The organism is Sphingomonas sp. 1F27F7B, assembly GCF_005503355.1.
GTDB lineage: Bacteria > Pseudomonadota > Alphaproteobacteria > Sphingomonadales > Sphingomonadaceae > Sphingomonas.
Window position 1 is genome coordinate 20,073 of the sequence record NZ_SCMK01000033.1, and the last position, 24,236, is coordinate 44,308.

The 24,236-nt window shown below is 69.5% G+C and carries 25 protein-coding genes; 12 read left to right on the forward strand and 13 right to left on the reverse strand.

The genetic code is table 11. From position 1 onward, the window contains the following. Nucleotides 1–2: 2 nt before the first annotated feature. Complete coding sequence (locus tag FFS08_RS21395) at nt 3–398, reverse strand: nuclear transport factor 2 family protein (RefSeq protein WP_137864860.1); 396 nt, start codon at nt 396–398, stop codon at nt 3–5. Between the two features lie 393 nt (nt 399–791). Beyond that, nucleotides 792–1,463 (reverse strand): c-type cytochrome, encoded by a 672-nt coding sequence (locus tag FFS08_RS21400; protein ID WP_137864859.1) that lies wholly within the window; start codon nt 1,461–1,463, stop codon nt 792–794. A 102-nt stretch (nt 1,464–1,565) separates the two neighbouring features. Between FFS08_RS21400 and FFS08_RS21405 the strand changes: the two genes are divergently transcribed. The 3 genes from FFS08_RS21405 (at nt 1,566) to FFS08_RS21415 (ending at nt 3,420) form a co-directional block, all read left to right on the forward strand. Beyond that, nucleotides 1,566–2,456, forward strand: a complete 891-nt coding sequence (locus FFS08_RS21405; RefSeq protein WP_137864858.1) for a prephenate dehydratase — start codon at nt 1,566–1,568, stop codon at nt 2,454–2,456. 164 nt (nt 2,457–2,620) lie between these two features. Beyond that, the gene (locus FFS08_RS21410; protein WP_283214642.1) at nt 2,621–2,899 is read left to right on the forward strand and encodes a helix-turn-helix transcriptional regulator; all 279 of its coding nucleotides are present in this window, start codon (nt 2,621–2,623) and stop codon (nt 2,897–2,899) included. Nucleotides 2,900–2,913: 14 nt separating this feature from the next. Next, complete coding sequence (locus FFS08_RS21415; protein ID WP_137864857.1) at nt 2,914–3,420, forward strand: hypothetical protein; 507 nt, start codon at nt 2,914–2,916, stop codon at nt 3,418–3,420. 6 nt (nt 3,421–3,426) lie between these two features. Here FFS08_RS21415 and nudC read toward each other — a convergent pair whose 3' ends face one another. The 3 genes from nudC to FFS08_RS21430 are packed head-to-tail and all read right to left on the reverse strand — an operon-like array spanning nt 3,427 to nt 6,655. Further along, a complete protein-coding gene (gene nudC, locus FFS08_RS21420; RefSeq protein WP_137864856.1) occupies nt 3,427–4,296 on the reverse strand; it encodes an NAD(+) diphosphatase in 870 nt (289 codons plus the stop codon). After that, entirely contained in the window at nt 4,293–5,612 is a 1,320-nt protein-coding gene (locus tag FFS08_RS21425; protein WP_137864855.1) for a serine hydrolase domain-containing protein, read from the reverse strand. Before FFS08_RS21425 ends, nudC begins: the two co-directional genes overlap by 4 nt. After that, complete coding sequence (locus FFS08_RS21430) at nt 5,600–6,655, reverse strand: A/G-specific adenine glycosylase (protein WP_137864854.1); 1,056 nt, start codon at nt 6,653–6,655, stop codon at nt 5,600–5,602. Before FFS08_RS21430 ends, FFS08_RS21425 begins: the two co-directional genes overlap by 13 nt. A 28-nt stretch (nt 6,656–6,683) precedes the next feature. Here FFS08_RS21430 and FFS08_RS21435 point away from each other — a divergent pair, with 28 nt between their 5' ends. From FFS08_RS21435 to FFS08_RS21460, 6 genes are all read left to right on the forward strand, one after another. Further along, complete coding sequence (locus FFS08_RS21435; protein ID WP_137864853.1) at nt 6,684–7,217, forward strand: DUF721 domain-containing protein; 534 nt, start codon at nt 6,684–6,686, stop codon at nt 7,215–7,217. Then, nucleotides 7,217–7,942, forward strand: a complete 726-nt coding sequence (locus FFS08_RS21440) for a DsbA family protein (protein ID WP_137864852.1) — start codon at nt 7,217–7,219, stop codon at nt 7,940–7,942. The genes FFS08_RS21435 and FFS08_RS21440 overlap by 1 nt, the downstream gene beginning before the upstream one ends. A gap of 27 nt (nt 7,943–7,969) precedes the next feature. Further along, entirely contained in the window at nt 7,970–8,734 is a 765-nt protein-coding gene (locus tag FFS08_RS21445; RefSeq protein WP_137864851.1) for a DsbA family protein, read from the forward strand. Between the two features lie 29 nt (nt 8,735–8,763). Continuing rightward, on the forward strand, nt 8,764–12,171 hold the full coding sequence (gene smc / locus FFS08_RS21450) for a chromosome segregation protein SMC (protein ID WP_137864850.1): 3,408 nt from the start codon (nt 8,764–8,766) through the stop codon (nt 12,169–12,171). Nucleotides 12,172–12,404: 233 nt separating this feature from the next. Then, nucleotides 12,405–12,881, forward strand: coding sequence for a hypothetical protein (locus tag FFS08_RS21455; RefSeq protein ID WP_137864849.1), 477 nt, complete (start codon nt 12,405–12,407; stop codon nt 12,879–12,881). 130 nt (nt 12,882–13,011) lie between these two features. Further along, nucleotides 13,012–13,995, forward strand: coding sequence for a D-cysteine desulfhydrase family protein (locus FFS08_RS21460; protein ID WP_137864848.1), 984 nt, complete (start codon nt 13,012–13,014; stop codon nt 13,993–13,995). Between the two features lie 9 nt (nt 13,996–14,004). Here the strand turns inward: FFS08_RS21460 and FFS08_RS21465 are convergent, their stop codons facing one another. The 5 genes from FFS08_RS21465 to FFS08_RS21480 all read right to left on the reverse strand — a co-directional run bounded on the left by FFS08_RS21465 (nt 14,005) and on the right by FFS08_RS21480 (nt 18,816). Then, a complete protein-coding gene (locus FFS08_RS21465; protein WP_137864847.1) occupies nt 14,005–15,015 on the reverse strand; it encodes a glycosyltransferase family 4 protein in 1,011 nt (336 codons plus the stop codon). After that, nucleotides 15,012–16,577, reverse strand: a complete 1,566-nt coding sequence (locus tag FFS08_RS21470) for an alpha-amylase family glycosyl hydrolase (protein WP_137864846.1) — start codon at nt 16,575–16,577, stop codon at nt 15,012–15,014. Before FFS08_RS21470 ends, FFS08_RS21465 begins: the two co-directional genes overlap by 4 nt. Before the next feature lie 112 nt (nt 16,578–16,689). Further along, nucleotides 16,690–17,811: a glycoside hydrolase family 130 protein gene (locus FFS08_RS21475; protein WP_249341269.1), complete on the reverse strand. Its 1,122-nt coding sequence runs from the start codon at nt 17,809–17,811 to the stop codon at nt 16,690–16,692. A gap of 10 nt (nt 17,812–17,821) precedes the next feature. Beyond that, a complete protein-coding gene (locus tag FFS08_RS24130; RefSeq protein WP_249341268.1) occupies nt 17,822–18,535 on the reverse strand; it encodes a hypothetical protein in 714 nt (237 codons plus the stop codon). Next, entirely contained in the window at nt 18,532–18,816 is a 285-nt protein-coding gene (locus FFS08_RS21480; RefSeq protein ID WP_137864844.1) for a chorismate mutase, read from the reverse strand. The genes FFS08_RS24130 and FFS08_RS21480 overlap by 4 nt, the downstream gene beginning before the upstream one ends. 75 nt (nt 18,817–18,891) lie before the next feature. Here FFS08_RS21480 and FFS08_RS21485 point away from each other — a divergent pair, with 75 nt between their 5' ends. Then, nucleotides 18,892–19,905 carry a polyprenyl synthetase family protein gene (locus tag FFS08_RS21485; RefSeq protein WP_137864843.1) on the forward strand — a complete coding sequence of 338 codons (1,014 nt, stop codon included), beginning with the start codon at nt 18,892–18,894 and terminating at the stop codon, nt 19,903–19,905. 3 nt (nt 19,906–19,908) lie between these two features. Here FFS08_RS21485 and FFS08_RS21490 read toward each other — a convergent pair whose 3' ends face one another. Further along, nucleotides 19,909–20,121: a hypothetical protein gene (locus FFS08_RS21490; protein WP_137864842.1), complete on the reverse strand. Its 213-nt coding sequence runs from the start codon at nt 20,119–20,121 to the stop codon at nt 19,909–19,911. Nucleotides 20,122–20,181: 60 nt separating this feature from the next. On the opposite strand from FFS08_RS21490, the gene hrpB reads away from it, so the two are divergent. Both hrpB and FFS08_RS21500 read left to right on the forward strand, forming a co-directional pair. Then, the gene (gene hrpB, locus FFS08_RS21495) at nt 20,182–22,635 is read left to right on the forward strand and encodes an ATP-dependent helicase HrpB (protein ID WP_137864841.1); all 2,454 of its coding nucleotides are present in this window, start codon (nt 20,182–20,184) and stop codon (nt 22,633–22,635) included. Between the two features lie 11 nt (nt 22,636–22,646). Further along, nucleotides 22,647–22,931: an NADH dehydrogenase ubiquinone Fe-S protein 4 gene (locus FFS08_RS21500; protein WP_137864840.1), complete on the forward strand. Its 285-nt coding sequence runs from the start codon at nt 22,647–22,649 to the stop codon at nt 22,929–22,931. Nucleotides 22,932–23,002: 71 nt separating this feature from the next. On the opposite strand, the gene FFS08_RS21505 is transcribed toward FFS08_RS21500, so the two are convergent. After that, nucleotides 23,003–23,533, reverse strand: coding sequence for an NUDIX hydrolase (locus FFS08_RS21505; protein WP_137864839.1), 531 nt, complete (start codon nt 23,531–23,533; stop codon nt 23,003–23,005). After that, the gene (locus FFS08_RS21510) at nt 23,530–24,201 is read right to left on the reverse strand and encodes a TPM domain-containing protein (protein ID WP_137864838.1); all 672 of its coding nucleotides are present in this window, start codon (nt 24,199–24,201) and stop codon (nt 23,530–23,532) included. The genes FFS08_RS21505 and FFS08_RS21510 overlap by 4 nt, the downstream gene beginning before the upstream one ends. Between the last annotated feature and the right edge of the window lie 35 nt (nt 24,202–24,236).

Consider the following 24,236-nt stretch of genomic DNA (forward strand, 5'->3'; position numbering starts at 1 on the left):
AGTCAGGCGAGCGTGAGGTAGAGCTCGGCCTCGATCACCCATTCGCCGCCGAGGCGGCGCCATTTGGCGGTGTAGGCACCCGACGCCTGCACTGTGCCGTCCTGTGCCGAGGCGCCTTGCCAGCTGCCATGCTCGAAGGCGATCGGCGCAACCGGCGACACCGCTATCGTCTCGGGCGCACGCAGATAGATGCTGCGGTCCTTCATCGCGAACTCGCGTTTCCAGGCGAGCAGCTGCGCCTTGCGGCCCGCGATCAGCGCCGAATCGGTGCCGGCGACGAGCACCGCATCGGGCGCGAGAATCCGGCCGATCGCAGCCAGGTCGCCCTCGGCCAGCGCACGATTGAACGCCGCACGGCGCATGCGGATGTCGAGTTCGGGTGTCAGATGCTGGGCCATCGCCTTGCCTAGGGTCCGCACTCGATATCGGCAATGGCCGTGATCGAGTACGGGGCCCCTAGGTTGAGAACCCAAACAAGTATCTGATGTTCCTTCGTCATCCCCGCGCAGGCGGGGATCCAGGGTAGCAGGGGATACCGGCGCCATCATGCGAACGCTGTCCGAAGAGGGCAGGACGTGCCGCGCCCGCTCCACGCATAACTCTGGATCCCCGCCTTCGCGGGGATGACGGAGTTAGCTGAATGAGTCCCCGGCCTAGCCAGGCCGGGCCCGCCGCGTCCGGCAGCCGCTCGCGTCCGGTGAACGGAATCCCGGAGCGCCCCGTATCCAACGAAGAAGCGCCGCGGAACGAACCCGCGGCGCCTCGTTCAGTCCGTCACGGAAAAGCGCGCTTCAGGCGCCCTTCTTCTCCGCCTGGGCCTTGGCGGCGGGATCCTTGGACGGCGCGCCCTCGGCCGGGGTCGCCTCGTTCGAGAGGTTGCCGGCCGCGGCATTGTCGCCGGCCGCATTGCCTTCGGCAGGCGCGGCACCGGCGGCCGGCGCCGCCGGCAGCGGCAGGTTCGAGCCCTGCGCGTTGAGATAGGCGATCACGTTCGCGCGCTCCTGGCCGTCCGGGAGACCCGCAAAGGTCATCTTGGTGCCCGAGGCGAACTTGCGCGGGTTGGACAGCCAGGCATCCATCTTGTCGAAATCCCAGCTGCCGCCCACCGCCTTGAGCGGATCGGAGAAGGCGAAGCCGGCCTTGCCCTCGGCAATACCCTCGCCCATCGTGCCGTAGAGGTTCGGACCGATGCCGTTGGCGCCGCCCTGGTTGATCGTGTGGCAGGCCATGCACTTCTTGAACGAGGCCTCGCCCTTGGCGAGATCGGCCTTGGCCAGGCGCACCGCGATCGGCTCGACCACCGCCGCGCCGCTGTCGCCAGCTTCCTCGACACCTTCGATCACATAGCCCATGTGCTCCGGACGCTCGCCATGAAACAGCATTCCGCCGGCGATCGAAAGCCCGAGCGCGGCAATGCCGCCCGCAAGTGCCCAGCCCGCGATCATATTGAAGCGATTGTCCATGAAATGCCCCTGCGGAAAAATTGCGTTCCTTTAAAACCGGCACCGCAACTAAAGCAAGCGGGGCTTGCCGTGTGAAGTGCCGGCGGCTAGCGCCCGGCCGTTATGGAGAATTTCGCGAGCCCGGCGAGAAAGCTCGTCGCGGAGATGACCGAGGCAGCCGCCAAGACCCCCGTGCGGGCCGTCGCCTTCCAGGGCGCGCCCGGCGCCAATTCGCACATCGCAGTGCGCGAAGCCTTTGCCGAGGGACTGCCGCTTCCCTGCTTCTCGTTCGAGGATGCGATCGACGCGGTGAAGGAAGGGCGCGCCGGCTGCGCGATGATCCCGATCGAGAACTCGCTGCACGGGCGCGTCGCCGACATCCATTTCCTCCTGCCCGAATCGGGCCTGTCGATCACCGGCGAGCATTTCCTGCCGATCCGCTATGCCCTGATGGGGCTCGGGCCGGTCGAAGGCGTGCGCCAGGCAATGAGCCATCCCCAGGCGCTCGGCCAGTGCCGTCACTGGCTGAAGGCGCAGGGTATCCAGCCGCTCGCCTATCCCGACACCGCCGGCGCCGCCGCGATGGTCGCGGAAGCCGGCGATCCGGCGGTCGCGGCGCTGGCCCCTCCGGGCGCGGCCGAACTCTATGGCCTGCAGACGCTGGGCGCCGACATCGCCGATGCCGAGCACAATATGACGCGCTTCGTGATCCTGGCGCGCAAGCCGCTGGCGGCCGAAGGGAACGGCCCGTTCATGACCACCTTCGTCTTCGAAGTGAAGAACGTGCCCGCCGCACTCTACAAGGCGCTGGGCGGCTTCGCGACCAACGGCGTCAACATGACCAAGCTGGAAAGCTACCAGCGCGGCGGCAGCTTCGCGGCGACCGAATTCTATGCGGACATCGTCGGCAGCCCCGACGACGCCGCGGTCGGCCGGGCACTTGAAGAGCTGAAGTTCCACACCAAGTGGATGCGCGTGCTCGGCACCTACGCCCAGGCGCGCGAACGCGCCTAGCCAAGGCGGCATCTTGCAATCGAGCAGGGCGGCTTGCGCAAATAGCCGGTCGCCCCGGCCCTGAGCCGGGGCCGTGCCGGCTTGACCGACACCGATGGCAGCGCGCCACCGCCGAACGCGCCTTCGGTGCGATGGAGCTCGCTTGACTCACGTGATAAATTGTTGTGTATAGACAACATATCGTCCTGCGAGTCGCCGAATTGCCCCAGATCCACAACCGAATTGCCCTATTCCGCGCCGAACGCGGGATGAGCCGGCGCGAGCTCGCCGAAACAGTGGGCGTCAACCCGCAGACGATCGGCTATCTCGAGCGCGGCGACTACAGCCCCAGCCTCGAGCTCGGCATGAAGATCGCCGCGGTGTTCGACGCGCCGGTCGAGCTGCTCTTCTCCTTCGCCCCCTTCGAATCGGTCGCGTCGGCGCTGCGCCGGGCGGCCGAATGACCCCGGAGACCGACATGTCCCGATTCAACCAGCGCCTGTTCTCCCGGCTCGATGCGGCCGCCGACCGCACCGGCATCCCCGCGCTCGCCAGGACCGAGATGCGCCGGCGCCATTTGCGCTGGATACCGATCCTCGCGCTTGCCCTGGCTATCGGCGGCTGGGCCTGGGGCCTGGCCCGGCCCGACGCCATGCATCCGGGCTATGCTGTGATCAGCGCGGGGTTCGTGCTGGGCATGTTCCTGCCGATCTTCGGGCCGATCAAGCCCTGGGGCGGCCCCAGGCTGGTCGACGAGTTCGACCGGCAGCTGCGCCAGCGCGCCTTTCTGGCCGGCTTCGCGACGGTCAGCTTCACGACCTTTCTCGGCATCTGGCTGATGCTCGGCCTGGCGCTGCTCGACAATTGGAGCCGGGAGGCGCTGATCGGACAGCTCGCAAACTTCGCCTATATGCTGTTCGTGCTCTACCTTGCCGTGCCGACCCTGCACGCGAGCTGGGCCACTCGGCCGGTGGAGGAGGACTAGGAGCGCCTAGCCGCCCTCCGTCCAGGCGGTGAGCAGCGTGTGGGCGATCGCATAGGGCGGCGGCCCGGCAAAGGGCGCGGCGGGATCGCGCGCCAGCGCCAGCGCCACCTCAGCGCGCGTGAACCAGCGCGCATCCTCCAGCTCGTTCGCATCGACGCGGATATCGTCGTTCAGCGCTTCGCCGATACAGGCGACCATCAGCGATGCCGGGAAGGGCCAGGGCTGGCTGGCGACGTAGCGCACCGCACCCAGCCTGATCCCCGCTTCCTCGAAGGTCTCGCGGCGCACCGCTTCCTCGATCGCCTCGCCCACTTCGAGAAAGCCGGCCAATGCCGAATAGCGGCCGGGCGGCCAGCTCGGCTGGCGGCCGAGCAGCACCTTGTCGCCATGTTCGGCGAGCATGATCACCACCGGCTCGACGCGCGGGAAATGCTCGGCGTCGCAAGCGGGGCAATGCCGTGCCCAGCCGGCATGCGAGACTCGCGTGCGCGCACCGCAATTGGCGCAGAAACGGTGCCGGCCGTGCCAGAAGACCAGGCTGCGCGCGGCGGCATAGTTGGCCGCATCGGGCACCGCGAATCGATCGAGCAGCGCGAACATCGCGGGCGAGCGGCCCAGCGGCACGGGCATGTCGTCGGGCAGCGCCGAGACGAAGCGCGGGATACCCTGCTCATAGCCCAGGAACAGCAGCTCGCCCGGCGCCTCCGCGAGGCCGGTCCAGGTCAGGCGGCCCTCCGCATCGAGCACCGGATCGAGCGAATCGAGCACCAGCAGGCGCGCGCCCGCATCCGCCAGCGCCCCGGCTAGCAGATCGGGCTCGTGGCGGACACGGTCGGCACGATCGAGCGTGCCGCCGGTGAAACCGGGCAGGTTCACTTGGCGATGTCGGCGTAGATCGCCTTGGACACTTCGCGCTTCAGCGGCGTGTCGCCGAACAGGTTGATCATGCCGACGGCGCGCAGCTTGTGGACGGGATCGGCCCAGGCGATCGTGCCCGCGGCGCCGCCCCAGCCGAAAGTGCCCTTGCCCGGGCCACCGGCCACGTCACTCAGATAGACCGAACCGCCGGCGCCGAAGCCCATCTGGGCACCGGTGTCCTTGGCCGTCTCGTTGAGGATCGACGTGTCGGCACCCGCAGGCAGCAGGTTCGACATCGCCACCGCGACGGTGGCGGGCTTGAGGATGCGGGCGCCGTCGAGCGTGCCGCCGTTCAGCAGCATGTGGAGGAACCGGTCATAATCGCGCGCCGACATCACCAGGCCCGCGCCGCCATAGGGGAATTCGGGCTTCTTCAGATAGATCGAGCTCGCCGCCGGATCGGCCACCACCCGGGTGGCGCCCATGAAGACATAGTTGCTGGCAAAATTGGCGACCTTGTCCGCCGGCACCGTCCAGTAGCTCTGCTCCATCTTGAGCGGCTTGAAGATGCGCGTGTTGACGAACTGGTCGAACGGCATGCCGCTCGCCACCTCGATCACCCGGCCGAGGATGTCGAGGCCGATCGAATAGCTCCACTTGGTGCCCGGCTCGGCGATCAGCGGGAGCGAGGCGGTACGGTTAGCGAATTCCTCCAGACTGTCCGGGCGCAGCTGCGCCATCTGGACTTCCATCTGCGTGTTCACCTGGGCGGGGTTGATGCCCAGCTTGTTGTATTCGTCGAGCAGCGGCCCCTTGGTGATGATGTTGTAGCCCAGGCCCGCGGTGTGGGTGAGCAGGTTGCGCACCGTGATCGGGTTCTTCGCCGGGCGGGTGGTGAGGTCCTTGGACGGATCGACCAGCACCTTCATGTCCTTGAACGCCGGGATGAAGTCGCTGATCGGCTGGTCGAGCTTGAGCTTGCCTTCCTCGACCAGGATCATCGCGGCGATGCCGGTGATCGGCTTGGTCATCGAATAGACGCGCCACAGGCTGTCGATATCCGCCTTGTGCGCGGCCGGCTCGTCGGCGACGCGGCCTTCGGTGACGATCGAGACCGTGGATCCCCCGCCCGGCTCGTCGCGGCCCACCAGAATGACGATGCCCGGCACCTTGCCCTCGGCGACATAGCGCTTGGCGAGCGCGCTTTCGGCATCTGGTGCCCGGTCGAGCATGCGCTTCAGCGACGCCGGGGCCGGCGGCTTGGGAGCGGTCTGCGCGAATGCCGGTGCGGCCAGCGCCGCAATGCCAAAGCCGAACCCGATCACACCGCGCATAGCGTTCTCCTGAATTGCCGTGCCGCCTTGGCGAAGACGGTGGGCAGACCGGCCGATTCGAGATCGGCGACCGGCCACCATTCCCCTGCGACGGCAGCGCCTGCATGCGACGACAATGTTGCAGCCGCAAGTGCGACGTCGAGGTTGAAATGCGTGAAGCCGTGACTGACCCCGGCTTCGAGCGTCTCCCACGCCGCCACGGCCGGCGCGTCGGCGAGGCCCGGCGGCGAATCGGCCCAGGGCCCGGTGGGCAGCGCGCGCATGCCGCCGAGCAGCCCCCTGGCCGGGCGGCGGACCAGCAGCACCGCGCCGCCCCGCTCCAGCCAGAACATCGTGCCGAAGCGCTGCGGCTTGGGCGCCTTGACCGCCTTGACCGGGAAGCGCTCGGGCGCGCCGCCCGCAAAGCCGGCGCAATGCGCGCGCAGCGGGCAGAGCAGACAGCGCGGGCTCCGCGCGGTGCAGATGCCGCTGCCCAGGTCCATCATCGCCTGGGCGAAATCGCCCGCGCGCGTATCGGGCGTGATCGAATCGGTGTGCGCATAGATGGCCGCCTTCGCTCCCGGCAGGGGCGCCGCCGCCGCGAACAGCCGCGTGACGACTCGCTCGACATTGGCGTCGACCACCACCGCGCGCCGCCCGAACGCGATCGCCGCGATCGCCGCCGCGGTGTAGCCGCCCACGCCGGGCAGTTCGCGCAGGCCCGATTCGGTGTCCGGGAAACCGCCGCGCCGCGCCACTTCGCGGGCACAGGCGAGCAAATTGCGGGCGCGGGCATAATAGCCGAGCCCGGCCCAGGCAGCCATCAGATCGGCATCCTCTGCCGCCGCCAGCGCCTCGACGTTCGGCCAGCGCGCAGTGAATTTGTCGAAATAGGGAATGACGCTGGCGACCTGGGTCTGCTGGAGCATCACTTCCGAGAGCCAGACGCGATAGGGATCGGGGGCATTGGCGCCGGGCCGCGCGCGCCAGGGCAAGTCGCGGGCATTGCGGTCGTACCAAGGGAGCAGCGCGGAGGCGATTGCGCGGGAGGCGTTGTCGGGCACGCCCCGCCTATGGCATGGGTTGGCGGAAATGACGAAACCCCCTCGCGCCACCACTCGCCAGCCAGCCCCCGCGCCGCAGCGCGCGCTGCGCCCGCGCGCAGTATCCGAGCTGCTGCCCGATGTCGGCCGCGCCACCTTCCGCAAGTTCGGCTTCGTCCAGCATTCGATCGTCAGCCGCTGGCTCGAAATCGTCGGCGAGCGCTATGCGCGCGTCTCGATGCCCGAATCGATCCGCTTCCCCCAGGGCAAGCGCGAGCAGGGCGTGCTCCACCTCGTCGTCTCCGGCGCGCACGCCCCGACGATGCAGCACATCGCGCCCGAAATCGTCGAGCGGGTAAACCGCTTCTTCGGCTATGCGGCCGTGGCCAGGCTCGCGATTCGCCACGGCGAAGTGAAGCGCCCCGAAAAGGCGCCGCCGCCGCCCAGCCTCAAGCCCCTGTCCGAGGCGATGGGCGAGAGCCTGCGCGGCATCGGCGATCCCGAACTCAAGGCCGTGCTCGAGGCGCTGGCCGCCGGCGTCGCCGCGAGCGACGAGCGCCCCAAGATCGGCCGGATCGACTGATGCGGGCACAGCTGACGATCGCCGGCGCGCTGGCGCTGGCCCTGGCAGGCGGCGCATCGGCGCAGCAGGCCGGAAAGCCCGCGGGGAAGCCGGCGGCCACACCCGACTGGGCCGCCACAGTCGTCATCACGCCGCAGGGCGGGTTTCGCCAGGGCAACCCCGATGCGCCGGTCAAGCTGGTCGAATATGGCTCGCGCAGCTGCCCGGCCTGCGGGCGTTTCGCCACGGAGGGCGTGCCCGCGCTGCGCCGCGACTTCATCGCGAACGGCAAGGTCAGCTACGAATATCGCGACTATCTGATCCACGGCCCGCCCGATCTCGCCATGGCGCTGCTCAACCAGTGCGTCGCGCCCGCGCGCTTCTTTCCGGTGCTCGACGCGATCTACGCCAATCAGCAGCGGTTCGAGGACAAGCTCATGGCGCTGGTCAAGAACCAGCCCCAGCAGGTCGAGGCGTGGCAGAAGCTGCCGGCGCCCCAGATGGCGACGCGCCTGGCCGAGGCGCTGGGCCTGATCGCCTTCATGAAGACCCAGGGCCTGCCCGAGGCCAAGGCGCGCCAGTGCCTCGCCGACGCCAAGCTGATCGAACGCATCGCCAAGACCAATGCCGATGCCGTGAAGATCCACCAGGTACAGGGCACGCCCACTTTCATCGTCAACGGGCGCAAGGTAAGTGCCTTCAACTGGGAACGACTGCTGCCCGAGCTCTGGGCGAACGGCGCCTGACCGCAATTTTCTGGAGAAAGCAGACCTATGCGTATCAAATTGGCCCTGATCCCCGTGCTGGCGCTCGCCGGCGTCCTGGCTTCGTGCGGCGGCGGCGACAAGGGCAACAGCAGCGCGGCGGTCAGCTCCGCCACGCCGGTGCCGACCGTCCAGGCCCCTGCCGGCAAGGCCTGGGTCGACATGATCAGCAAGACCAAGGACGGCGGCTATCTCCAGGGCAACCCGAACGCACCGATCAAGCTGGTCGAATATGGCTCGCGCAACTGCCCCTATTGCGGGCTGTTCGGCCGCACCGCGCCGGAGCCGCTGCGCAAGAACTACATCTCGACCGGCAAGGTCAGCTGGGAGTTCCGCGACTTCCTGATTCACGGCGCGCCCGACCTTGCCGCCGCGCTGCTGAACCAGTGCGTGCCCGACGAGAACTTCTTCAGCATGCTCGACCAGTTCTTCGAGAATCAGGATAATTTCCTCAACCGCACCGAGCAGCTGGTAAAGACCAACCCGCAGCTCGCCCAGCAGCTCCAGCAGCTGCCGCCGCCCCAGGCCGCGGTCGGCTTTGCCGAGCAGCTCGGCATGATCGACTTCATGAAGCAGCGCGGCGTGCCCGAAGCCAAGGCGCGCCAGTGCCTGGGCGACCAGAAGAAGATCGACGAGATCGCCAAGGTGAACGCCGATGCCGCCACCGTGCACGGCGTGAGCGGCACGCCGAGCTTCTTCATCAACGGCAACAAGGTCGACGCGGGCTCGTGGGAACAGCTCGAGCCGCTGCTCAAGGCAGCGGGCGCGCGCTGACGCCCATGACGATGCGGGGGTAGACGAGCGTGCAGATCAAACGGCTGCGGCTGACGGGCTTCAAGAGCTTCGTCGACCCGGCTGACCTCCGCATCGAACCGGGGCTGACGGGAATCGTCGGCCCCAATGGTTGCGGCAAGTCGAATCTGCTCGAAGCGCTGCGCTGGGTGATGGGCGAGACCAGCGCCAAGTCGATGCGCGGCGCTGGCATGGAAGACGTGATCTTCGCCGGCACCGCGACTCGCCCCTCGCGCGATTTCGCCGAAGTCTCGGTCCAGGCCGACCAGGTGGGCGAGGATGACGAGCTGGAAGTCGTCCGCCGGATCGAGCGCGGCGCCGGCTCTGCCTATCGGATCAACGGCCGCGACGTCCGCGCCAAGGACGTCGCCCTGCTCTTCGCCGATTCGGCGACGGGGGCGCATTCCCCTGCGCTGGTCAGCCAGGGCCGGATCGGCGCGATCATCCAGGCCAAACCCGGCGAGCGCCGCGCGATGCTGGAAGAGGCCGCGGGCATCGCCGGCCTGCACGTGCGCCGCAAGGATGCCGAGCAGCGCCTGCGCGCGACCGAGGCCAATCTCGCCCGGCTCGACGAAGTGATCGGCGACCAGGAGACGCGCGCCGCCCAGCTCAAGCGCCAAGCGCGCCAGGCCGAGCGCTATCGCGAGCTTTCCGACCGGATCCGCGTCGCCGAGGCCCGGATGATCTTCGCGCGCTGGCGCGATGCGGCGGCGGCGGCGGATGCGGCCAAGAAGGAAGCGGGTGCGGCCGAGGCACTGGTCGCCGAGCGGACCCGCGCGCATGATTCGGCCGTCGCGGTGCAGCAGGCCGCCGCCGAGAAGCTCGCGACCTTGCGCGCAGAGGCGCTGGCGGTGCGCGACAGGGCGACCGAGGCAATGCACGGCCTCGCCACGCTGCGTTCGGACAAGGCGGCGGTCGAGCGGCGGATCGCCGAGTTGCAGGACGCCGCGCGCCGGCTTGAGGAAGATCGCGGCCGCGAGGGCGCGCTGGCCCGCGACGCGGCCGAGGCGCTCGCGCGGCTGGAGGAAGAGACCAGGGCACTCGACACCCGCATCGCCGAAGCGACGGCGCGCATGCCCCATCTGGACGCCGCGCTCGCCGGGGCCGAACGCGCCGCGCGCGATGCCGAAGTCGCGCTTGCCCAGGCGCTGGCGGCCCAGGCGAGCGAAGCAGCCGAGGCACGCGTCGCCGAAGCCGCGCTGGCCGCGGCCCGTACTCGGGTCGAGCGCTCGGAGCGCGACCGGGCGCGGATCGACGCCGAGCTGAAGGCCCTTCCCGATCCCGAGCCGTTGCAGGCGGAAAAGGCCCGCGCGGCAGATGCGCGCGCCCAGGCGATCCGCCAGGCCGAAAGCGCGCGTGTCGGGCTCGCCCGCGCCGACGCCGAGGAACGCGCCGCGATCGAGGCGCGCAACCATGCCCAGGCCGCGCGCGCCACCGCCCATGCCGAGCTCGCCCAGCTCGACAGCGAGGCCGCCGCGCTCGCCAAGGCCACGCGCCCGTCGGACAAGGACCGGCTGCTCGACAAGCTGAAGGTCGATGCCGGCTATGAGCGCGCGCTGGCCGCGGCGTTGGGCGACGACCTCGAAGCGGGCCTCGACATCGCCGCCGAACGCTATTGGGCCGGCGCCGAGGCGCTGCCAGGCGATCCCGCCGCGCCTTTGGGCACGACGCCGCTCGGGCGGCACGTCCAGGCGCCGCCGGGCCTCGCTCGCCGCCTGGCCCAGATTCTCGTCGCTGAAGCGGATGAGGGCCAGGCGCTGGCAGTGGGCCAGCGGCTGGTGACGCTTGCCGGCATCCTCCGCCGTTGGGACGGCTATGTCGCGAAATCGGGCGGCGCCGCCGCGGCCGAGCGCCTGGTGCGCGTGAACCGGCTTGCCGCGATCGAGAAGGCACGCCCGGCGGCAGTGCGCGCAGTCGATGCCGCCGATGCGGAACTGGCGCGGATCGAGGAGAATATCGCCGAGGCCCGGCGCGCGGCCGCGGATTGCCGCCGCGTGCTCGATCATGCCGAAAATGCCGGGCGCGAGGCCGGCCGGGCCGAGGATCGGGCAACGGCCCAGCTCGAACGGCTCGATTCGCAGCGCGCCGATCTCGATGCGCGCGTCCGCCGCATCGCCGCCGAGCAGGACGAAGCGGCGAGCGAACTGAACCGCGCCGACGCGGCGAAGGCTGCCCTGCCCGACGGCACCGAGACGCGCGCGCGCGTCGCGACACTCTCCGCCGATGCCGAGGGCAAGCGCGCCGCCTCCGCTTCGGCCCGCGCCGAACGCGGCACGCTGGAGCGCGAGATGAGCACCGCGCGCGAGCGCCACGCCGCCGCAGGTGCGGAAGCCAGGGGCTGGAAATCGCGGGCCGGCGAAGCGGCGCGGCGCGCGACGGAAATGGACAGGCGCGCCGTCCAGCTCGCGGAGGAGAGCGAGGCGCTGGCCGGGCGGCCCGGCCAGCTCGATGCCCAGCTCGCCCAGGCCGAAGCCGCGACCGAGAAGGCACGCATCGAAAGCGCCGCCGCCCAGGCGGCGGAGCGCGAGGCGGAACTGGCGGTACGCGAGACCGAGGGCGCGGTCCGCGGCGCCAACGAGATACTGGCCCAGGCGCGCGAGGAACGCGCCGGCGCCGCGGCACGCGCCGAGAACCAGGAAGCGCGCCGCATCGAGATGGGCCGCATCTCGGGCGAGCGCTTCGAATGCCCGCCGCCGCTGCTCCCCGGCAAGGCCGGGTTCGACGAAGCCACGGTGCGCACGCCCGAGGAGGAATCGGCCGCACACGAGCGGCTCAATGCGGAACGCGAGCGGATCGGCCCGGTCAACCTGGTCGCCGAGACCGAACTGGCCGAACTGGAGGCCGCCTTCACCACCAATGCCGCCGAGCGCGACGAGCTGGCCCAGGCAGTGAACCGCCTGCGCGGCTCGATCGGCACGCTCAACCGCGAAGGGCGCCAGCGGCTGCTCTCGGCCTTCGAAGCAGTCGACCAGCATTTCCGCCGGCTGTTCACTACCTTGTTCAACGGCGGCCAGGCGCATCTGGAGCTGATCGATTCGGATGATCCGCTCGAGGCCGGCCTGGAGATCATGGCGCAGCCGCCCGGCAAGAAGCTCCAGTCGCTCACCTTGCTTTCGGGCGGCGAGCAGGCGCTGACCGCCGTGGCGCTGATCTTCGCGCTTTTCCTCACCAATCCCGCGCCGATCTGCGTGCTCGACGAAGTCGACGCGCCGCTGGACGATGCCAATATCGACCGGTTCTGCGACTTGCTCGAAAAGATGACCGAGGAGACCGCGACCCGCTATCTGATCGTCACCCACAATGCCGCGACGATGAGCCGCATGCACCGGCTGTTCGGCGTGACCATGGTCGAGCGCGGCGTGAGCCGGCTGGTCTCGGTCGATCTCGGCGGCGCGGAGAGCCTGTTGGCGGCGGAGTGACCTGGTGCAGGACATGGTCGAGCTCGCGATACGAACTTTTTTCGAGGGCAGCCATTATCTTCTGAGGGCAGCCATTATCTTCTGGAGCGGCGCTATGGCGAGGCGGTCGCCTTCGCCGCGATGTTCGGCCTCGCCACGCTGATCGTCGCGGCCATTGCGCTCCTCATCTGGTGGAACTCATGATCGGCACGTGCGTCCAGCGGTTGTGTGAAGTGAACAACGGGAGGAAGAGCATGCGATCGAGCCTTTGGATCGGCCTTGCCGCGACGGCACTCGCCGCCAGCCCCGCGCTGGCGCAGGAAAAGCCGCAATCGACCACCAAACAGGCCGAGGATATCGCCACCCAGCCCGCCAAGGACGTCGGCGTGGTGAAGACCAAGATCCCGCCGGTGCTGGAGCGCGCGGCGGAGAATCCCTATGGTCTGTCCGGCCTGGCCAAATGCGCGCGGATCCGGGCCGCCTTCAACGAACTCGGCACGGCGCTCGGCCCCGATTTCGCCGCGGACAGCGATCCCAGGAAGAGCCGCAAGCTCAAGATCACCGGCGATACCGTGGCCGGGCTGATCGTGCCGTTCCGTGGGCTGGTGCGCGAAGTGAGCGGCGCGGCATCGGCGCAGCGCGAGCTCGAAGCGGCGATCGCCGCGGGCTTCGCGCGGCGCGGTTTCCTGCGCGGCGTCTACCAGACCCGTGGCTGCAAGCCGGCGCTCTGAGTGGCTGCCTCCGCCAGGCCGGCAAGGGCCGGAATCCATTCGCTGCTGCGGGCCACAGGGGATCCCCGCCTTCGCGGCGATGACGATTGGGGATATGCGTCCCTATCCTGACTGACTGGTGGTGCCTCCCATGAACCTCGACGCCTTTCCCCGCATTACCCTGTTCGACGCGCCGACTCCGATCCAGCGGCTGGACCGGATCGAAATGGCGCTTGGCCTGCGCGGCGCGCGCCTGTTCGTGAAGCGCGACGACCTGATGGGCCTGGGCGGCGGCGGCAACAAGCTGCGCAAGCTCGAATTCCTGCTGGGCGCGGCGATCGGCCAGGGCTGCGACACTTTCGTCACCACCGGCGCGCGGCAATCCAACCATGCCCGGCTGAGCGCGGCCGCGGCGGCACGGATGGGCCTCGCCGCCGAGCTGATGCTCACCGACACGGTGCCGCGTACCGACGAAGCCTATCTCCACAGCGGCAACCAGCTGCTCGACGGCCTGTTCGGCGCGACGGTGCATCACCTGCCGCGCGGCGCCGATGCCCTCGCCGCGGCGCAAATGCGGGCCGAGGAACTGCGGGCGCAGGGGCGCAATCCCTATGTCGTCGGCGCGGGCGGCTCGTCGCCGGTCGGGGCGCTCGGCTATGCGGCCTGCGCGGCGGAGATCCGGGCGCAGGAGTCCGGGCTGGGCCTCGCCTTCCGGACGATCGTCGTCGCCAATGGCAGCCATGGCACCCATGCCGGGCTCGCCGCCGGGATGGACGACCCGCGGCGGGTACTTTCCTTCACGGTGCTCGCCGAACTGGCGGAGGCCGAGCGGGGCACGCTGGCCCTGGCCAACGCGACCCGGGGTCTGCTGGGCGGTGCGGCGCTGGACGCCGGGGATATCCGGATCGACGGCTCGCAGCGCGGCGAGGCCTATGGCATCCCGACCGAGGCGATGCTGGCCGCGGTGCGGCTGATGGCGCGGCGAGAGGGGTTGCTGATCGACCCGGTCTATAGCGGCAAGGCCTTTGCCGGCGTTCTGGCGGGGCTGGCCGAAGGGCGGCTCACCGGCGACGTGCTGTTCGTGATGACCGGGGGGACGCCGGGGCTCTATGCCTATCAGCCGGCCTTCGCCTGATCCGCCCGCTCAGGACTGGCCGAGAATCCGCCGGTACAGGTCGATATAGCGATCCGCCATCGCATCGACCGAGAAGCACGCCGCCACGCGCGCCCGGCATGCGGCGCGGTCGATTCCCTCCACTTGCCCCAGCGCCGTGATCGCCGCGCCGACCGAATCGACCAGCAGCCCGGTTTCGCCATGCGCGATCAGCTCGCGCATCGAGCCGCGGTCGATCGCGATCACCGGGGTGCCGCAGGCCATTGCCTCGATCACCGACAGGCCGAACGGCTCGTCGAAGTTGATCAGGTGGAGCATCACCTGCGCGCTGCCGAGCGCGCGCAGCCGCTCGGCGCCGCCCACCGGGCCGTGATAGGCGATGCGCTCATCAAGGAACGGCGCGACTTCGCGGTCGAAATAGCCCTGGTCCTGGACGATGCCGTACAGATTGAGCCGCCGCCCGGTGGCGCGAGCGACCTGGATCGCTTCCGCGGCGCCCTTGTCCGGATGCATGCGGCCGAAGAACAGCAGGTCCTCGCTGCCATCGGGCTCGAAGGGAAATTCGTCGAGGCGGATGCCGTGATGGATGGTCGCGGCATAGCGCAATGCCGGATGCCGGTCGGCCGCGCTGATCGCGACATAGTGCACCCGGTCCTCGAACGGCTTGTACATCGGCAGGATGCGCGGGCTGGAGAAGCCGTGGATCGTCGTCACCATCGGCGTGTCGACGAGTCGCGAAAAGGCATGGGCGGGGAAATCGGCCTGGTTGTGGATCAGGTCGAAGCTGCCCGCCTGCTCGAAGAGATGCGCGAGATGGGCATATTCCCACACCTTCGCGTCGAGCTCGGGATTCTCCGCATAGCCGCCGGGCACCACGCCATCGAGCGTGCCCGCAGTGATCGAATCGCGCGTGGCGAACAGCGTCACTTCGACTCCGCGCGCGACCAGCGCCTCGGTAAGCAGGCTCGTCACCAGTTCCCAGGGCCCGTAATGGCGCGGCGGCGTGCGCCAGGCGATCGGGGCGAGCATCGCGATCCTCATCCCAGGACATAGCCTTCATTGGGAGCGAGCAGCGCCGGATCGGTGCCCCCGCGCGCGGCGGCGAGCACGGCGAAGCCCTCCGCCCATTCGGGAATGGCGAAGCCCTGGGGCCGGTCGCCGAGATTGAGCACCACCAGCAGCCGGTCGCTGCCGAGCCGGCGTTCCCAGGCGAGCAGGTCGCCGCTCGCCGCCACCGGATGATAATCGCCGAGCCTCAGCGCGGGATGCGCGTGGCGCAGGAACAGCAGCTTCTGGGTGAGCCGCCACATCGATGCCGGATCGTCGCGCTGCGCGGCGACGTTGCGCGCCAGCCAGTCGGGGTGGAGCGGCAGCCAGGGGTCGGCGGCGCTGAACCCGGCATTGGCGGAGCCGTCCCAGGCCATCGGCGTGCGCACCGGATCGCGGCCCAGCCCGATGCCGGGATCGTTCAGCTCGCGCGGGTCCTGCACCTGTTCCGGCGGGATGGCGACGTCCTCCATCCCGATCTCGTCGCCATAATAGAGCGTGGGCGTGCCGCGCAGCGTGAGCAGCAATATCATCGCGACCCGCGCCTGCTCCGGGCCGACGCGGGCGGCGATGCGCGGGCGATCGTGGTTGCCGAGCACCCAATTGGGCCAGCCGCCTGCCGGCAACGCGCCTTCATACGCGTCGATCATCGCGGCCAGGCTGCGGGCATCCCATTCCGCGCCGATCAGCTGGAAGTTGAAGGGCAGGTGCACGCCTGGCCGCTCCGCCGTGCCGTAATAGCCGACAAGCCTTGGCAGCGGCAGATAGATCTCCCCGATCAGCACACGCGCGCCATATTCGTCCGCGATCGCGCGCATCTCGGCGGCGATGTCATGGACTTCGGGCTGGTCGGCCGAGTGGAGCTGGTGCACGCGGGTATAGTCGGGCTGGCCGGGCCGCCACGCGCGGTTCACCGGATTGTCGGGCAGGTCGGCATGCTTGACCATGTGCCAGAGCACGTCGATCCGAAACCCGTCGATCCCGCGCGCGAACCAGAAGTGCAGCACGTCCATCATCGCGGCGCGCACCGCCGGGTTGCGCCAGTTCAGGTCCGGCTGCTCCTTCAGAAAGGCGTGGTAATAATATTGGCCGGTCGCCGCATCCCATTCCCAGGCCGGTCCGCCGAAATCGCTGATCCAGTTATTGGGCGGGGAACCATCGGGCTTCGCGTCGCGCCAGATGTACCAGTCGCGCCTCGGATCATCACGCGAGGAGCGGCTTTCCTTGAACCAGGGATGCTCGCTCGAACTGTGATTCGGCACCAGATCGAGCAGCAGGCGGATGCCGCGCGCATGGGCCGCCGCCAGCAGCGAATCGAAATCGGCGAGCGTGCCGAAGCGCGGATCGATCCCGCAATAATCGGCGACGTCATAGCCGAAGTCCGCCATCGGCGAGGGAAAGATCGGCGAGATCCAGATCGCATCGATGCCCAGCGCCTTCAGGTCGTCCAGCCGGTGCTCGATCCCTTTCAGGTCGCCGATCCCGTCGCCGTTCGAATCCTGGAAGGAACGCGGATAGACCTGATAGATGACCGCGGATTTCCACCATTCGCTCATGCTGCGAATCTCCCTTGTTCGTCATCCCCGCAAAGGCGGCGATCCGGAGCCGAACGGCGCTGTCCTCCGTTACCCTGGATCCCCGCCTTCGCGGGGATGACGGGTGAAGGCTTCACTTGAACCGCTCCTTCGATATTCGCGTGATCCGGCAGGCAAGGTCCGCCTCGCCGCTGGCGACGACATAATGGTCGCCGCCATCCGCCACGCCGGTGGTGAACACCACCGGGCTCGGCAGATACATCTGGTGCGCGATCGGATCGGTGAGCGCCGGATTGGCCTCGAGCAGCGGCGTCTCGTCCTCCAGCCGCAGGATCCTCGCGGGATCGTCCTTGTCGAGCAGTGCCCAGAAGCTGCGATAGACGCCGACCGCGCCCCGTTTCTCGACGCCGTGATAGATCAGCATCCAGCCCTGGGGGGTGAGCACCGGCTGGCTGCCTCCGCCGATCCGCTGCGTGGCGCTGGTGCCCTTGCGCGCGCGGATGCCCGGCGCATCGAGCGGCTTCCAGTGCAGCCCGTCGGGCGATTGCGCCAGGTTGATCGACGGGCCGCCCAGCCAGGGCGAATCCTCCGGATAGGCGAAATAGACTTCGCCGAGCGGCCGGGTGAGCGCCATGTATCGGCCGCCCGGCTTGCCCTCGAACAGGATCATGTCCTTGTTCTGATGGTCGAGCACCACGCCGAGCAGCTTGTAGTCGAGCCCGTTCACCGAATGGTACATCGCGGTGCAGTGCCGCTCGGCGGAGACGCCGCAGACGGTCATCCACCAGCGGCCGCCGACCAGGCTGATGCGGGCGTCCTCCACGCCATAGTCCAGGAAGCCGGCGCTGGGCTGGATCGCCTTGTCGTAATGGATCTTCACGATCTTCGCCCCGTCCCTGCTCAGCTCGACCGGGAGCAGCCAGGAAAGCGAAGTCAGGCCGAGCAGCCTCGGGCTGCGGTCCTTGAGCGCGAACTGCCGGGGATCGTCCATCTCGACGCCGGCAAGCGCGTGGCGATCGAGGACATAGCCGCCCGGCGTCCAGCGGATGGTGCGGGCATGGCTCCCGTCCACCGGTTTGCGCAGCGCCTCCGCCACGCGGACCATCAGCAGGATGTTGCCGTTCGGCAGCCGCGCGAAGCCGGGGTTGAAGGCGCCCAGCACATGCGTCGGCTCGCTTATGCCCCTGCGCAGGGGCGAGCGGGCCAGGTCGACATCGTCGGGGCGGAAGATCAGGAAATCGTCGTCCGCCGTCACGTCTGTCCCCTCAACAGGTCGGAATCTGGCTTTCCCCGCCTTCGCGCCGGTACTTGCCGCCACGCCAGACGTATCGCTCGGCGAAGGATCGGGTTCCCTCGAACTTGACGACGAAGCCCTGCTGCTTGCGGATCTCGACGATCTTGCCCTGGATCGACCGGGCCCCGTCCGCCACTGCGCCGCTATCGTCATAGAGCGAGGGGAAGTTCGCGACCTCCATCGGCCCGTCCGGGCGCAGCACGACCAGCGTGGTGACGCTGCACGTATAGCCCTGCCAGGTGCCGCCGCCCTCGGCATGGATCACCGGCTGGTCGAGGAATTCGCCGCTCACCGACCATTCGGCAAGATCGCCGAAGCTGCCGGTCTCCAGCGCCTTGGGAAAGGACTTGCGCACGCGGAAGCCGGCGCCGTCCGGATCCAGATAGGTCACCGCGATCGTCCCGCCATCGGCATGCGCGGCATCGGGCACATGGCCGTGGCTGACCAGCACCGGGCCGAAACCGGTGTCGATCAGCTTGTTGTCGTCGAAAGTGACCGGCCCCTGCTTCACGCCCTCCGGCCAGGCCGCATGCACCGCAGCGGCGAGACGCGCGGCCGGATCGGGTGCCGGAGCCGCGCTCGCACCGGCTTCGGGGGTGGGCGCAGGCGCGGGCTTGCGCGCCTCGTCGCCGCCGCATCCCGCCAGCGCCAGCGCCGGCATCAGGATGGCGGCGGCCCGCCTCATTGCCCGTCCCGCAGCTGCTCGTGGTGACGGATCACTTCGTCGATGATGAAGCGCAGGAACTTCTCGGAGAATTCCGGATCGAGATCCGCGGTCCTGGCCAGCTCGCGCAGCCGGGCGATCTGGCGCTCCTCGCGGCCGGGATCGGCCGGGGGCAGCCCGGACTCCGCCTTGTAGCGCCCCACCGCCTGGGTCACCTTGAACCGCTCGGCGAGCAGGAACACGAGCGCGGCATCGATATTGTCGATGCTCTGGCGATAGCGGTTGAGAGTCTCGTCGGCCATGGCCGGCCTTTTGCGCATAGCCGTAAGGTCACGCAAGCCTTGCCTTTGTGCGCCGCACCCGCCACAGGCTTGCCTATGAGCGCCACGATCCATCGCCTCGGCGGCGGCCCCGCCCCTTCGCTCGATCCGATGATGGCGCTGGTCGCCCAGGACATGAACCTCGTCAACGCGGTGATCCTCGATCGCATGCAGTCCGAGATTCCGCTGATCCCGGAGCTGGCCGGGCATCTGATCGCCGGCGGCGGCAAGCGGATGCGCCCGATGCTCACGCTGGCGAGCGCCCGGCTGCTCGGCTATTCGGGCACGCGCCACCACCGGCTCGCCGCCGCGGTCGAGTTCATCCACACCGCCACGCTGCTGCACGACGACGTGGTCGACGGATCGGACCTGCGCCGCGGCCGCCGCACCGCCAACATCATCTGGGGCAATCCGGCGAGCGTGCTGGTCGGCGATTTCCTCTTCTCGCGCTCGTTCGAGCTGATGGTCGAGGACGGCAGCCTCAAGGTGCTCAAGATCCTCAGCAACGCCTCGGCCGTGATCGCCGAGGGCGAAGTCAACCAGCTCACCGCCGTGCGCCGTATCGACCTGGCCGAGGAACGCTATCTCGACATCATCGGCGCCAAGACCGCCGCCCTGTTCGCCGCTGCCTGCAAGATCGCCGCCGTGGTGGCCGAGCGTTCGGAAGCCGAGGAAGCGGCGCTCGACGCCTATGGCCGCAATCTCGGCATCGCCTTTCAGCTCGTGGACGACGCGATCGACTATGTCTCGGATGCGAGCACGATGGGCAAGGACGCGGGCGACGATTTCCGCGAAGGCAAGATGACGCTGCCGGTCATCCTCGCCTATGCCCGCGGCGATGCGGCGGCGCGCGCCTTCTGGAAGGACGCGATCGCCGGCCATCGCACGTCGGACGAGGATTTTGCCGAGGCGATCCGGCTGGTCCAGGCGAGCCGCTCGGTCGAGGACACGCTCGCCCGCGCTCGGCATTACGGGCAGCGCGCGATCGACGCGCTGGGCGGCTTCGCGGCGGGAGCCGCCAAGGATGCGATGATCGAGGCAGTGGAGTTCGCAGTCGCCCGGGCCTATTGAGGCTCAGTCGTCCTCCGGCTCCTCGTCGTCGTCCTCGTCGGCAAGCGCATCTTCCTCGTCGCTGTCGATCACGTCCTCGATCGCTTCGACGATCAGGTCGAGCTGCTCGAAGCTGGCGGTGAACTCCAGCGTTTCGCCGTCGTCGTCCTCCAGGTGCAGCGTATAGTCGCCGTCGCTGTCGGGGGTGATGCTGAACTGTGCCAGGGTCCTCGCCATGTCCTCACTCCTCAGGCTTCGCTTGCGCCAAACCCGGCTTCGGGGAATTGGTTGCGCGTGATGCGTGAGACATTGCCGATCCAGTCCGTCCTGCCCGACCTGCTCGGCGCGCTGCGCGCCGGCAACAACGCCGTGCTGGTCGCCCCGCCGGGGGCGGGCAAGACGACGGCGGTGGCGCCGGCGCTGCTCGGCGAGGCCTGGTGCACCGGCGAAGTGCTGCTGCTCTCCCCGCGCCGGCTGGCCGCGCGGGCGGCCGGCGAGCGGATGGCGGCACTGGCGGGCGAAAGCGTCGGCCGGACCTTCGGCTATGCCACGCGCATGGACAGCAAGCGTTCGGCGGCGACGCGGGTGACGGTGGTGACGGAAGGGATCTTCGTCAACCGGATCCAGGCCGATCCCGAGCTGGCAGGCGTCTCCGCCGTGCTGTTCGACGAAGTGCACGAGCGCAGCCTCGACAGCGATTTCGGGCTGGCGCTGGCGCTCGACGCACAGGCCGCGCTGCGGCCCGACCTGCGGCTGGTCGCGATGTCGGCGACGCTCGACGGCGCGCGCTTCTCCGGCCTGATGGGCGGCGCACCGGTGGTGGAGAGCGAAGGGCGCAGCTGGCCGCTGGCGCTGCGCCATCTCGGCCGCGCCGCCGATGCCCGGATCGAGGAGGCGATGGCTGCGGCGATCCGCACGGCGCTGCGCGAGGCGGAGGGCGGCGTGCTTGCCTTCCTGCCGGGGGTTGCCGAGATCGAGCGAACGGCCGAGCGGATCGGCGAGGTGCCGGGCGCGGTGATCCACAAGCTCCATGGCAGCCTGGAACCCGGCGCCCAGCGCGCGGCGATCGCGCCGGACCGGGAGGGCCGGCGAAAGATCGTCTTGGCTACCTCCATCGCCGAAACGTCGCTGACGCTCGAGGGAATTCGTATCGTGGTCGATTCCGGGCTCGCCCGTCGCCCGCGCTACGATCGTGCCGCGGGCATGACCCGGCTGGTCACGGAACGCGCCAGCCAGGCCGCCGTCACCCAGCGCGCCGGCCGCGCCGCGCGCCAGGGGCCCGGCATGGCCTATCGGCTCTGGGAGGAAGCGGCGACCGCGGGCCTGCCGCGCTTCGATCCGCCCGAGATACTGGAAGCCGATCTCTCCGCGCTGATGCTCGATTGCGCGCTCTGGGGCGTACACGATCCGCGCGACCTGAACTGGCTCGATCCTCCGCCCGAAGCTGCACTGTCCGAGGCGCGCAGGCGGCTCGCCAGCCTCGAAGCGCTGGACCAAGACGGGCGGCCCACGGCGCATGGCAAGGCGATCGCCGGCCTGCCGCTGCCACCCCGGCTCGGCCATATGCTGGTCCGCGCCGCCGAACGCGGCATGGCGCGCACCGCAGCGGAAGTCGCGGTGCTGCTCGGCGAGCGTGGGCTGGGGGGCAGTGACGCCGATCTCGAGCTGCGCCTGCGCCGCTGGCGAAGCGAACGCGGCCCGCGCGCCGAGAATACCCGCCGGCTGGCGCAGCGCTGGGCCAGGATTCTCCCGCTCTCCCCGGCCCCCTCCGCGGAAGCGGAGACGGAGAATGCGCTTGCCGCTTGCGTCGCGCTTGCCTTTCCCGATCGCATCGCCAAGCGGCGCGATGCCTCGGGCGAAAGCTGGGCCTCGGTCGGCGGCCGCGGATTCAGGCTCGACTCCGCCGCTTCGCTCGCCCGCTCCGAATGGCTGGCGGTGGCCGAGACGCAGGGCATGGCGGCGGGCGCGCGCGTCCTTTCCGCCGCGCCCATCGACCCGGCCGCAGTGGAGTCGCTCTTCGCGGACCGGATCGAGACGCGCCGCAGCGTCCGCTTCGATCCCGCCACCGGCCGGATCGAAGCGCTCCGGGAACGCAGGCTCGGCGCGATCCGCCTCTCCAGCGGTCCTGATACGGCGGCCGCTCCCGCCGAGATCGAGAAGGCGCTGCTCGAAGGGGTGCGCGAGCATGGCCTGGCGCTGCTGCCCTGGCCCGATGCCGCCCGGGCATTGCGCACTCGCGCCGCCTATGCCGGGAACGATGCCCTCTCGGACGAGCGCCTGCTCGCCGCGCTCGACGACTGGCTGCCGGGGCTGCTCGCCGGCAAGCGCCGGCTCGACGCGGTCGACGGGCTGACCACGGCGCTGAACAACCTGCTCGGCTGGGACGGCCAGAAGGCGCTCGACCGGCTCGCCCCGGCGCGCTTCGAGACTCCCGAAGGCTCGACCTATGCGATCGACTATGCGGCGGAAGGCGGACCCACGGTCGAGGTCCGCGTCCAGGCGCTGTATGGGCTCGACACGCACCCCATGCTCGGCGACGGCACGCCGCTGGTGCTCAGCCTCACCTCGCCGGCCGGCCGGCCGATCCAGACCACGCGCGACTTGCCGGGCTTCTGGAAGGGCAGCTGGGCCGCCGTCGCCAAGGAAATGCGCGGCCGCTACCCCCGCCATCCCTGGCCCGAGGATCCCGCCGCCGCTTCGGCGACGCTCCGCACGAAAAAGGCAGATGCAAGGGCCGCCGGGCCGCGTTAAAGGGACTCGCCATGACCAAGATCGCCCGCATCTATCAGAAGCCCAAGAACGCCATGCAGTCGGGCCGCGCGCGCACGACGCTCTGGATCCTCGAGTTCGAGCCGGTCCGCCGGCAACAAGCCGACCCGCTCACCGGCTGGGCCGGCGGCGAAGCGACCGCGGCCCAGCTGCGCATGAGCTTCCCCACCCTGGAAGCCGCCACCGGCTATGCCGAGCGCGAGGGCCTCGCCTTCCACGTGATCGCGGCGCCCGAGCGCAAGTTGAAGCTCCAGACCTACGCCGACAATTTCCGCTGATCGGATAGCGGCACCTCCCTCGTCGTCACCCCGGCCCCGAGCCGGGGTCCGCGGTGCCATATCGGCAGCCCTTAATCCGCCAGCAAGGCGCCCGAAAGCAGCAGCAGCAGCTTTACGTCGATTGCCAGACCCTCGGCACGCTTCTCCGTGACGAAATCGGCAAGGCCGGCCAGCGGCACGCGGTGGACGATGATGTCCTCATCCTCCAGCCCGCCGCCTTCGCCCACCTTGGTCAGTCCCGTCGCGCGGACGAGCGTGAAGCCCTCGCTGACCAGGCCGGGCGAGGAATAATATTCGCCGAGGCTCTCGACGCGGGCGCAGTCATAGCCGGTCTCCTCGATCAGTTCGCGGCGCGCCGCATCGAAGGGCGAATCCCCTTCCCGCCCCGCCTCGTCGCCGACCAGCCCGGCCGGCAGCTCGAGACAGCGCTTGCCGAGCGGCACGCGATACTGGTCGACAAGCAGCACATGGCCGTCCGCGTCGATCGCCACGATCACCGCGGCACGGATGCCGCGGGCGCGCGATACATATTCCCACTTCCCCCGCCGCTTGGCCGTGATCCACTTGCCCTGCCACGCGACTTCCTCGGGCGCATCGCTCATAGTTCGATCACTCGGTCGGGGAGTTCGTTCACATCGTCCTCGCTTCTCGGGAAGTGCTCGGCCAGGACCAGGCCGATCTGCTGCACCGCCTCGACCATGCCCTTGCCCGGACGGTCGTGTTTGACGCCGCCCACCAGCGCCGCCATCGCGGCACCCCAGACATCGGCGGTGACTTTCGAATGAATCGCTTCGTCGGCGATGATTTCGGCGCGATGCTCGGCAAGGCTCAGATAGACGAGTACGCCGGTCGAGCCGCGCGTGCGCTTCTCGGCCGCCGCGCGGAACAGCTCCAGCGCGCGGCGATGGACACGGCGGGTCTTGGTCGCGCCGGGGGTGAGGAACAGCCGCAGCGCATCGAGTGCCAGCGCCACGCGCGCGACGAGGAAGGTCGCCGCCATCAGCACCAGCGCAATGGTGAGATACCAGCGCGCCGGCACCACTTGCGCCCAGCTGTCGACGAAACGGGTGTGCAGCCATTCCGCCGGCCAGGGCTGCCAGGCGAGCAGCGCGAGGACGAGGAGCATCGCCAGCACCGCCCAGTGCAGCGCCACGTCGTGATAGGGATCGGAGCGCCCCGCGACGACCGTGACGATCTCGCCATTGGTGGTCAGCTCGGCCGCGGTGACGGCCGCAGTCACGGCGTCGCGGTCCTGATCGGTCAATCGCATTTCACCAGCTCCCCGAGGCGCCGCCGCCCCCGAAC

Excerpts from the sequence above, each read along its gene's own strand:
- FFS08_RS21480 (WP_137864844.1), bottom strand. The coding sequence starts at position 18,816 with ATGGCCGACGAGACTCTCAACCGCTATCGCCAGAGCATCGACAATATC.
- FFS08_RS21395 (WP_137864860.1), bottom strand. The coding sequence starts at position 398 with ATGGCCCAGCATCTGACACCCGAACTCGACATCCGCATGCGCCGTGCG.
- FFS08_RS21425 (WP_137864855.1), bottom strand. The coding sequence starts at position 5,612 with ATGCGCGGTGTGATCGGGTTCGGCTTTGGCATTGCGGCGCTGGCCGCA.
- FFS08_RS21500 (WP_137864840.1), top strand. The coding sequence starts at position 22,647 with ATGACCAAGATCGCCCGCATCTATCAGAAGCCCAAGAACGCCATGCAG.
- FFS08_RS21505 (WP_137864839.1), bottom strand. The coding sequence starts at position 23,533 with ATGAGCGATGCGCCCGAGGAAGTCGCGTGGCAGGGCAAGTGGATCACG.
- FFS08_RS21445 (WP_137864851.1), top strand. The coding sequence starts at position 7,970 with ATGCGTATCAAATTGGCCCTGATCCCCGTGCTGGCGCTCGCCGGCGTC.
- FFS08_RS21435 (WP_137864853.1), top strand. The coding sequence starts at position 6,684 with ATGACGAAACCCCCTCGCGCCACCACTCGCCAGCCAGCCCCCGCGCCG.
- FFS08_RS21415 (WP_137864857.1), top strand. The coding sequence starts at position 2,914 with ATGTCCCGATTCAACCAGCGCCTGTTCTCCCGGCTCGATGCGGCCGCC.
- hrpB (WP_137864841.1), top strand. The coding sequence starts at position 20,182 with ATGCGTGAGACATTGCCGATCCAGTCCGTCCTGCCCGACCTGCTCGGC.
- FFS08_RS21510 (WP_137864838.1), bottom strand. The coding sequence starts at position 24,201 with ATGCGATTGACCGATCAGGACCGCGACGCCGTGACTGCGGCCGTCACC.
- FFS08_RS21490 (WP_137864842.1), bottom strand. The coding sequence starts at position 20,121 with ATGGCGAGGACCCTGGCACAGTTCAGCATCACCCCCGACAGCGACGGC.
- FFS08_RS21405 (WP_137864858.1), top strand. The coding sequence starts at position 1,566 with ATGGAGAATTTCGCGAGCCCGGCGAGAAAGCTCGTCGCGGAGATGACC.
- FFS08_RS21455 (WP_137864849.1), top strand. The coding sequence starts at position 12,405 with ATGCGATCGAGCCTTTGGATCGGCCTTGCCGCGACGGCACTCGCCGCC.
- FFS08_RS24130 (WP_249341268.1), bottom strand. The coding sequence starts at position 18,535 with ATGAGGCGGGCCGCCGCCATCCTGATGCCGGCGCTGGCGCTGGCGGGA.
- FFS08_RS21465 (WP_137864847.1), bottom strand. The coding sequence starts at position 15,015 with ATGAGGATCGCGATGCTCGCCCCGATCGCCTGGCGCACGCCGCCGCGC.
- FFS08_RS21470 (WP_137864846.1), bottom strand. The coding sequence starts at position 16,577 with ATGAGCGAATGGTGGAAATCCGCGGTCATCTATCAGGTCTATCCGCGT.
- FFS08_RS21400 (WP_137864859.1), bottom strand. The coding sequence starts at position 1,463 with ATGGACAATCGCTTCAATATGATCGCGGGCTGGGCACTTGCGGGCGGC.
- FFS08_RS21485 (WP_137864843.1), top strand. The coding sequence starts at position 18,892 with ATGAGCGCCACGATCCATCGCCTCGGCGGCGGCCCCGCCCCTTCGCTC.
- FFS08_RS21460 (WP_137864848.1), top strand. The coding sequence starts at position 13,012 with ATGAACCTCGACGCCTTTCCCCGCATTACCCTGTTCGACGCGCCGACT.
- FFS08_RS21440 (WP_137864852.1), top strand. The coding sequence starts at position 7,217 with ATGCGGGCACAGCTGACGATCGCCGGCGCGCTGGCGCTGGCCCTGGCA.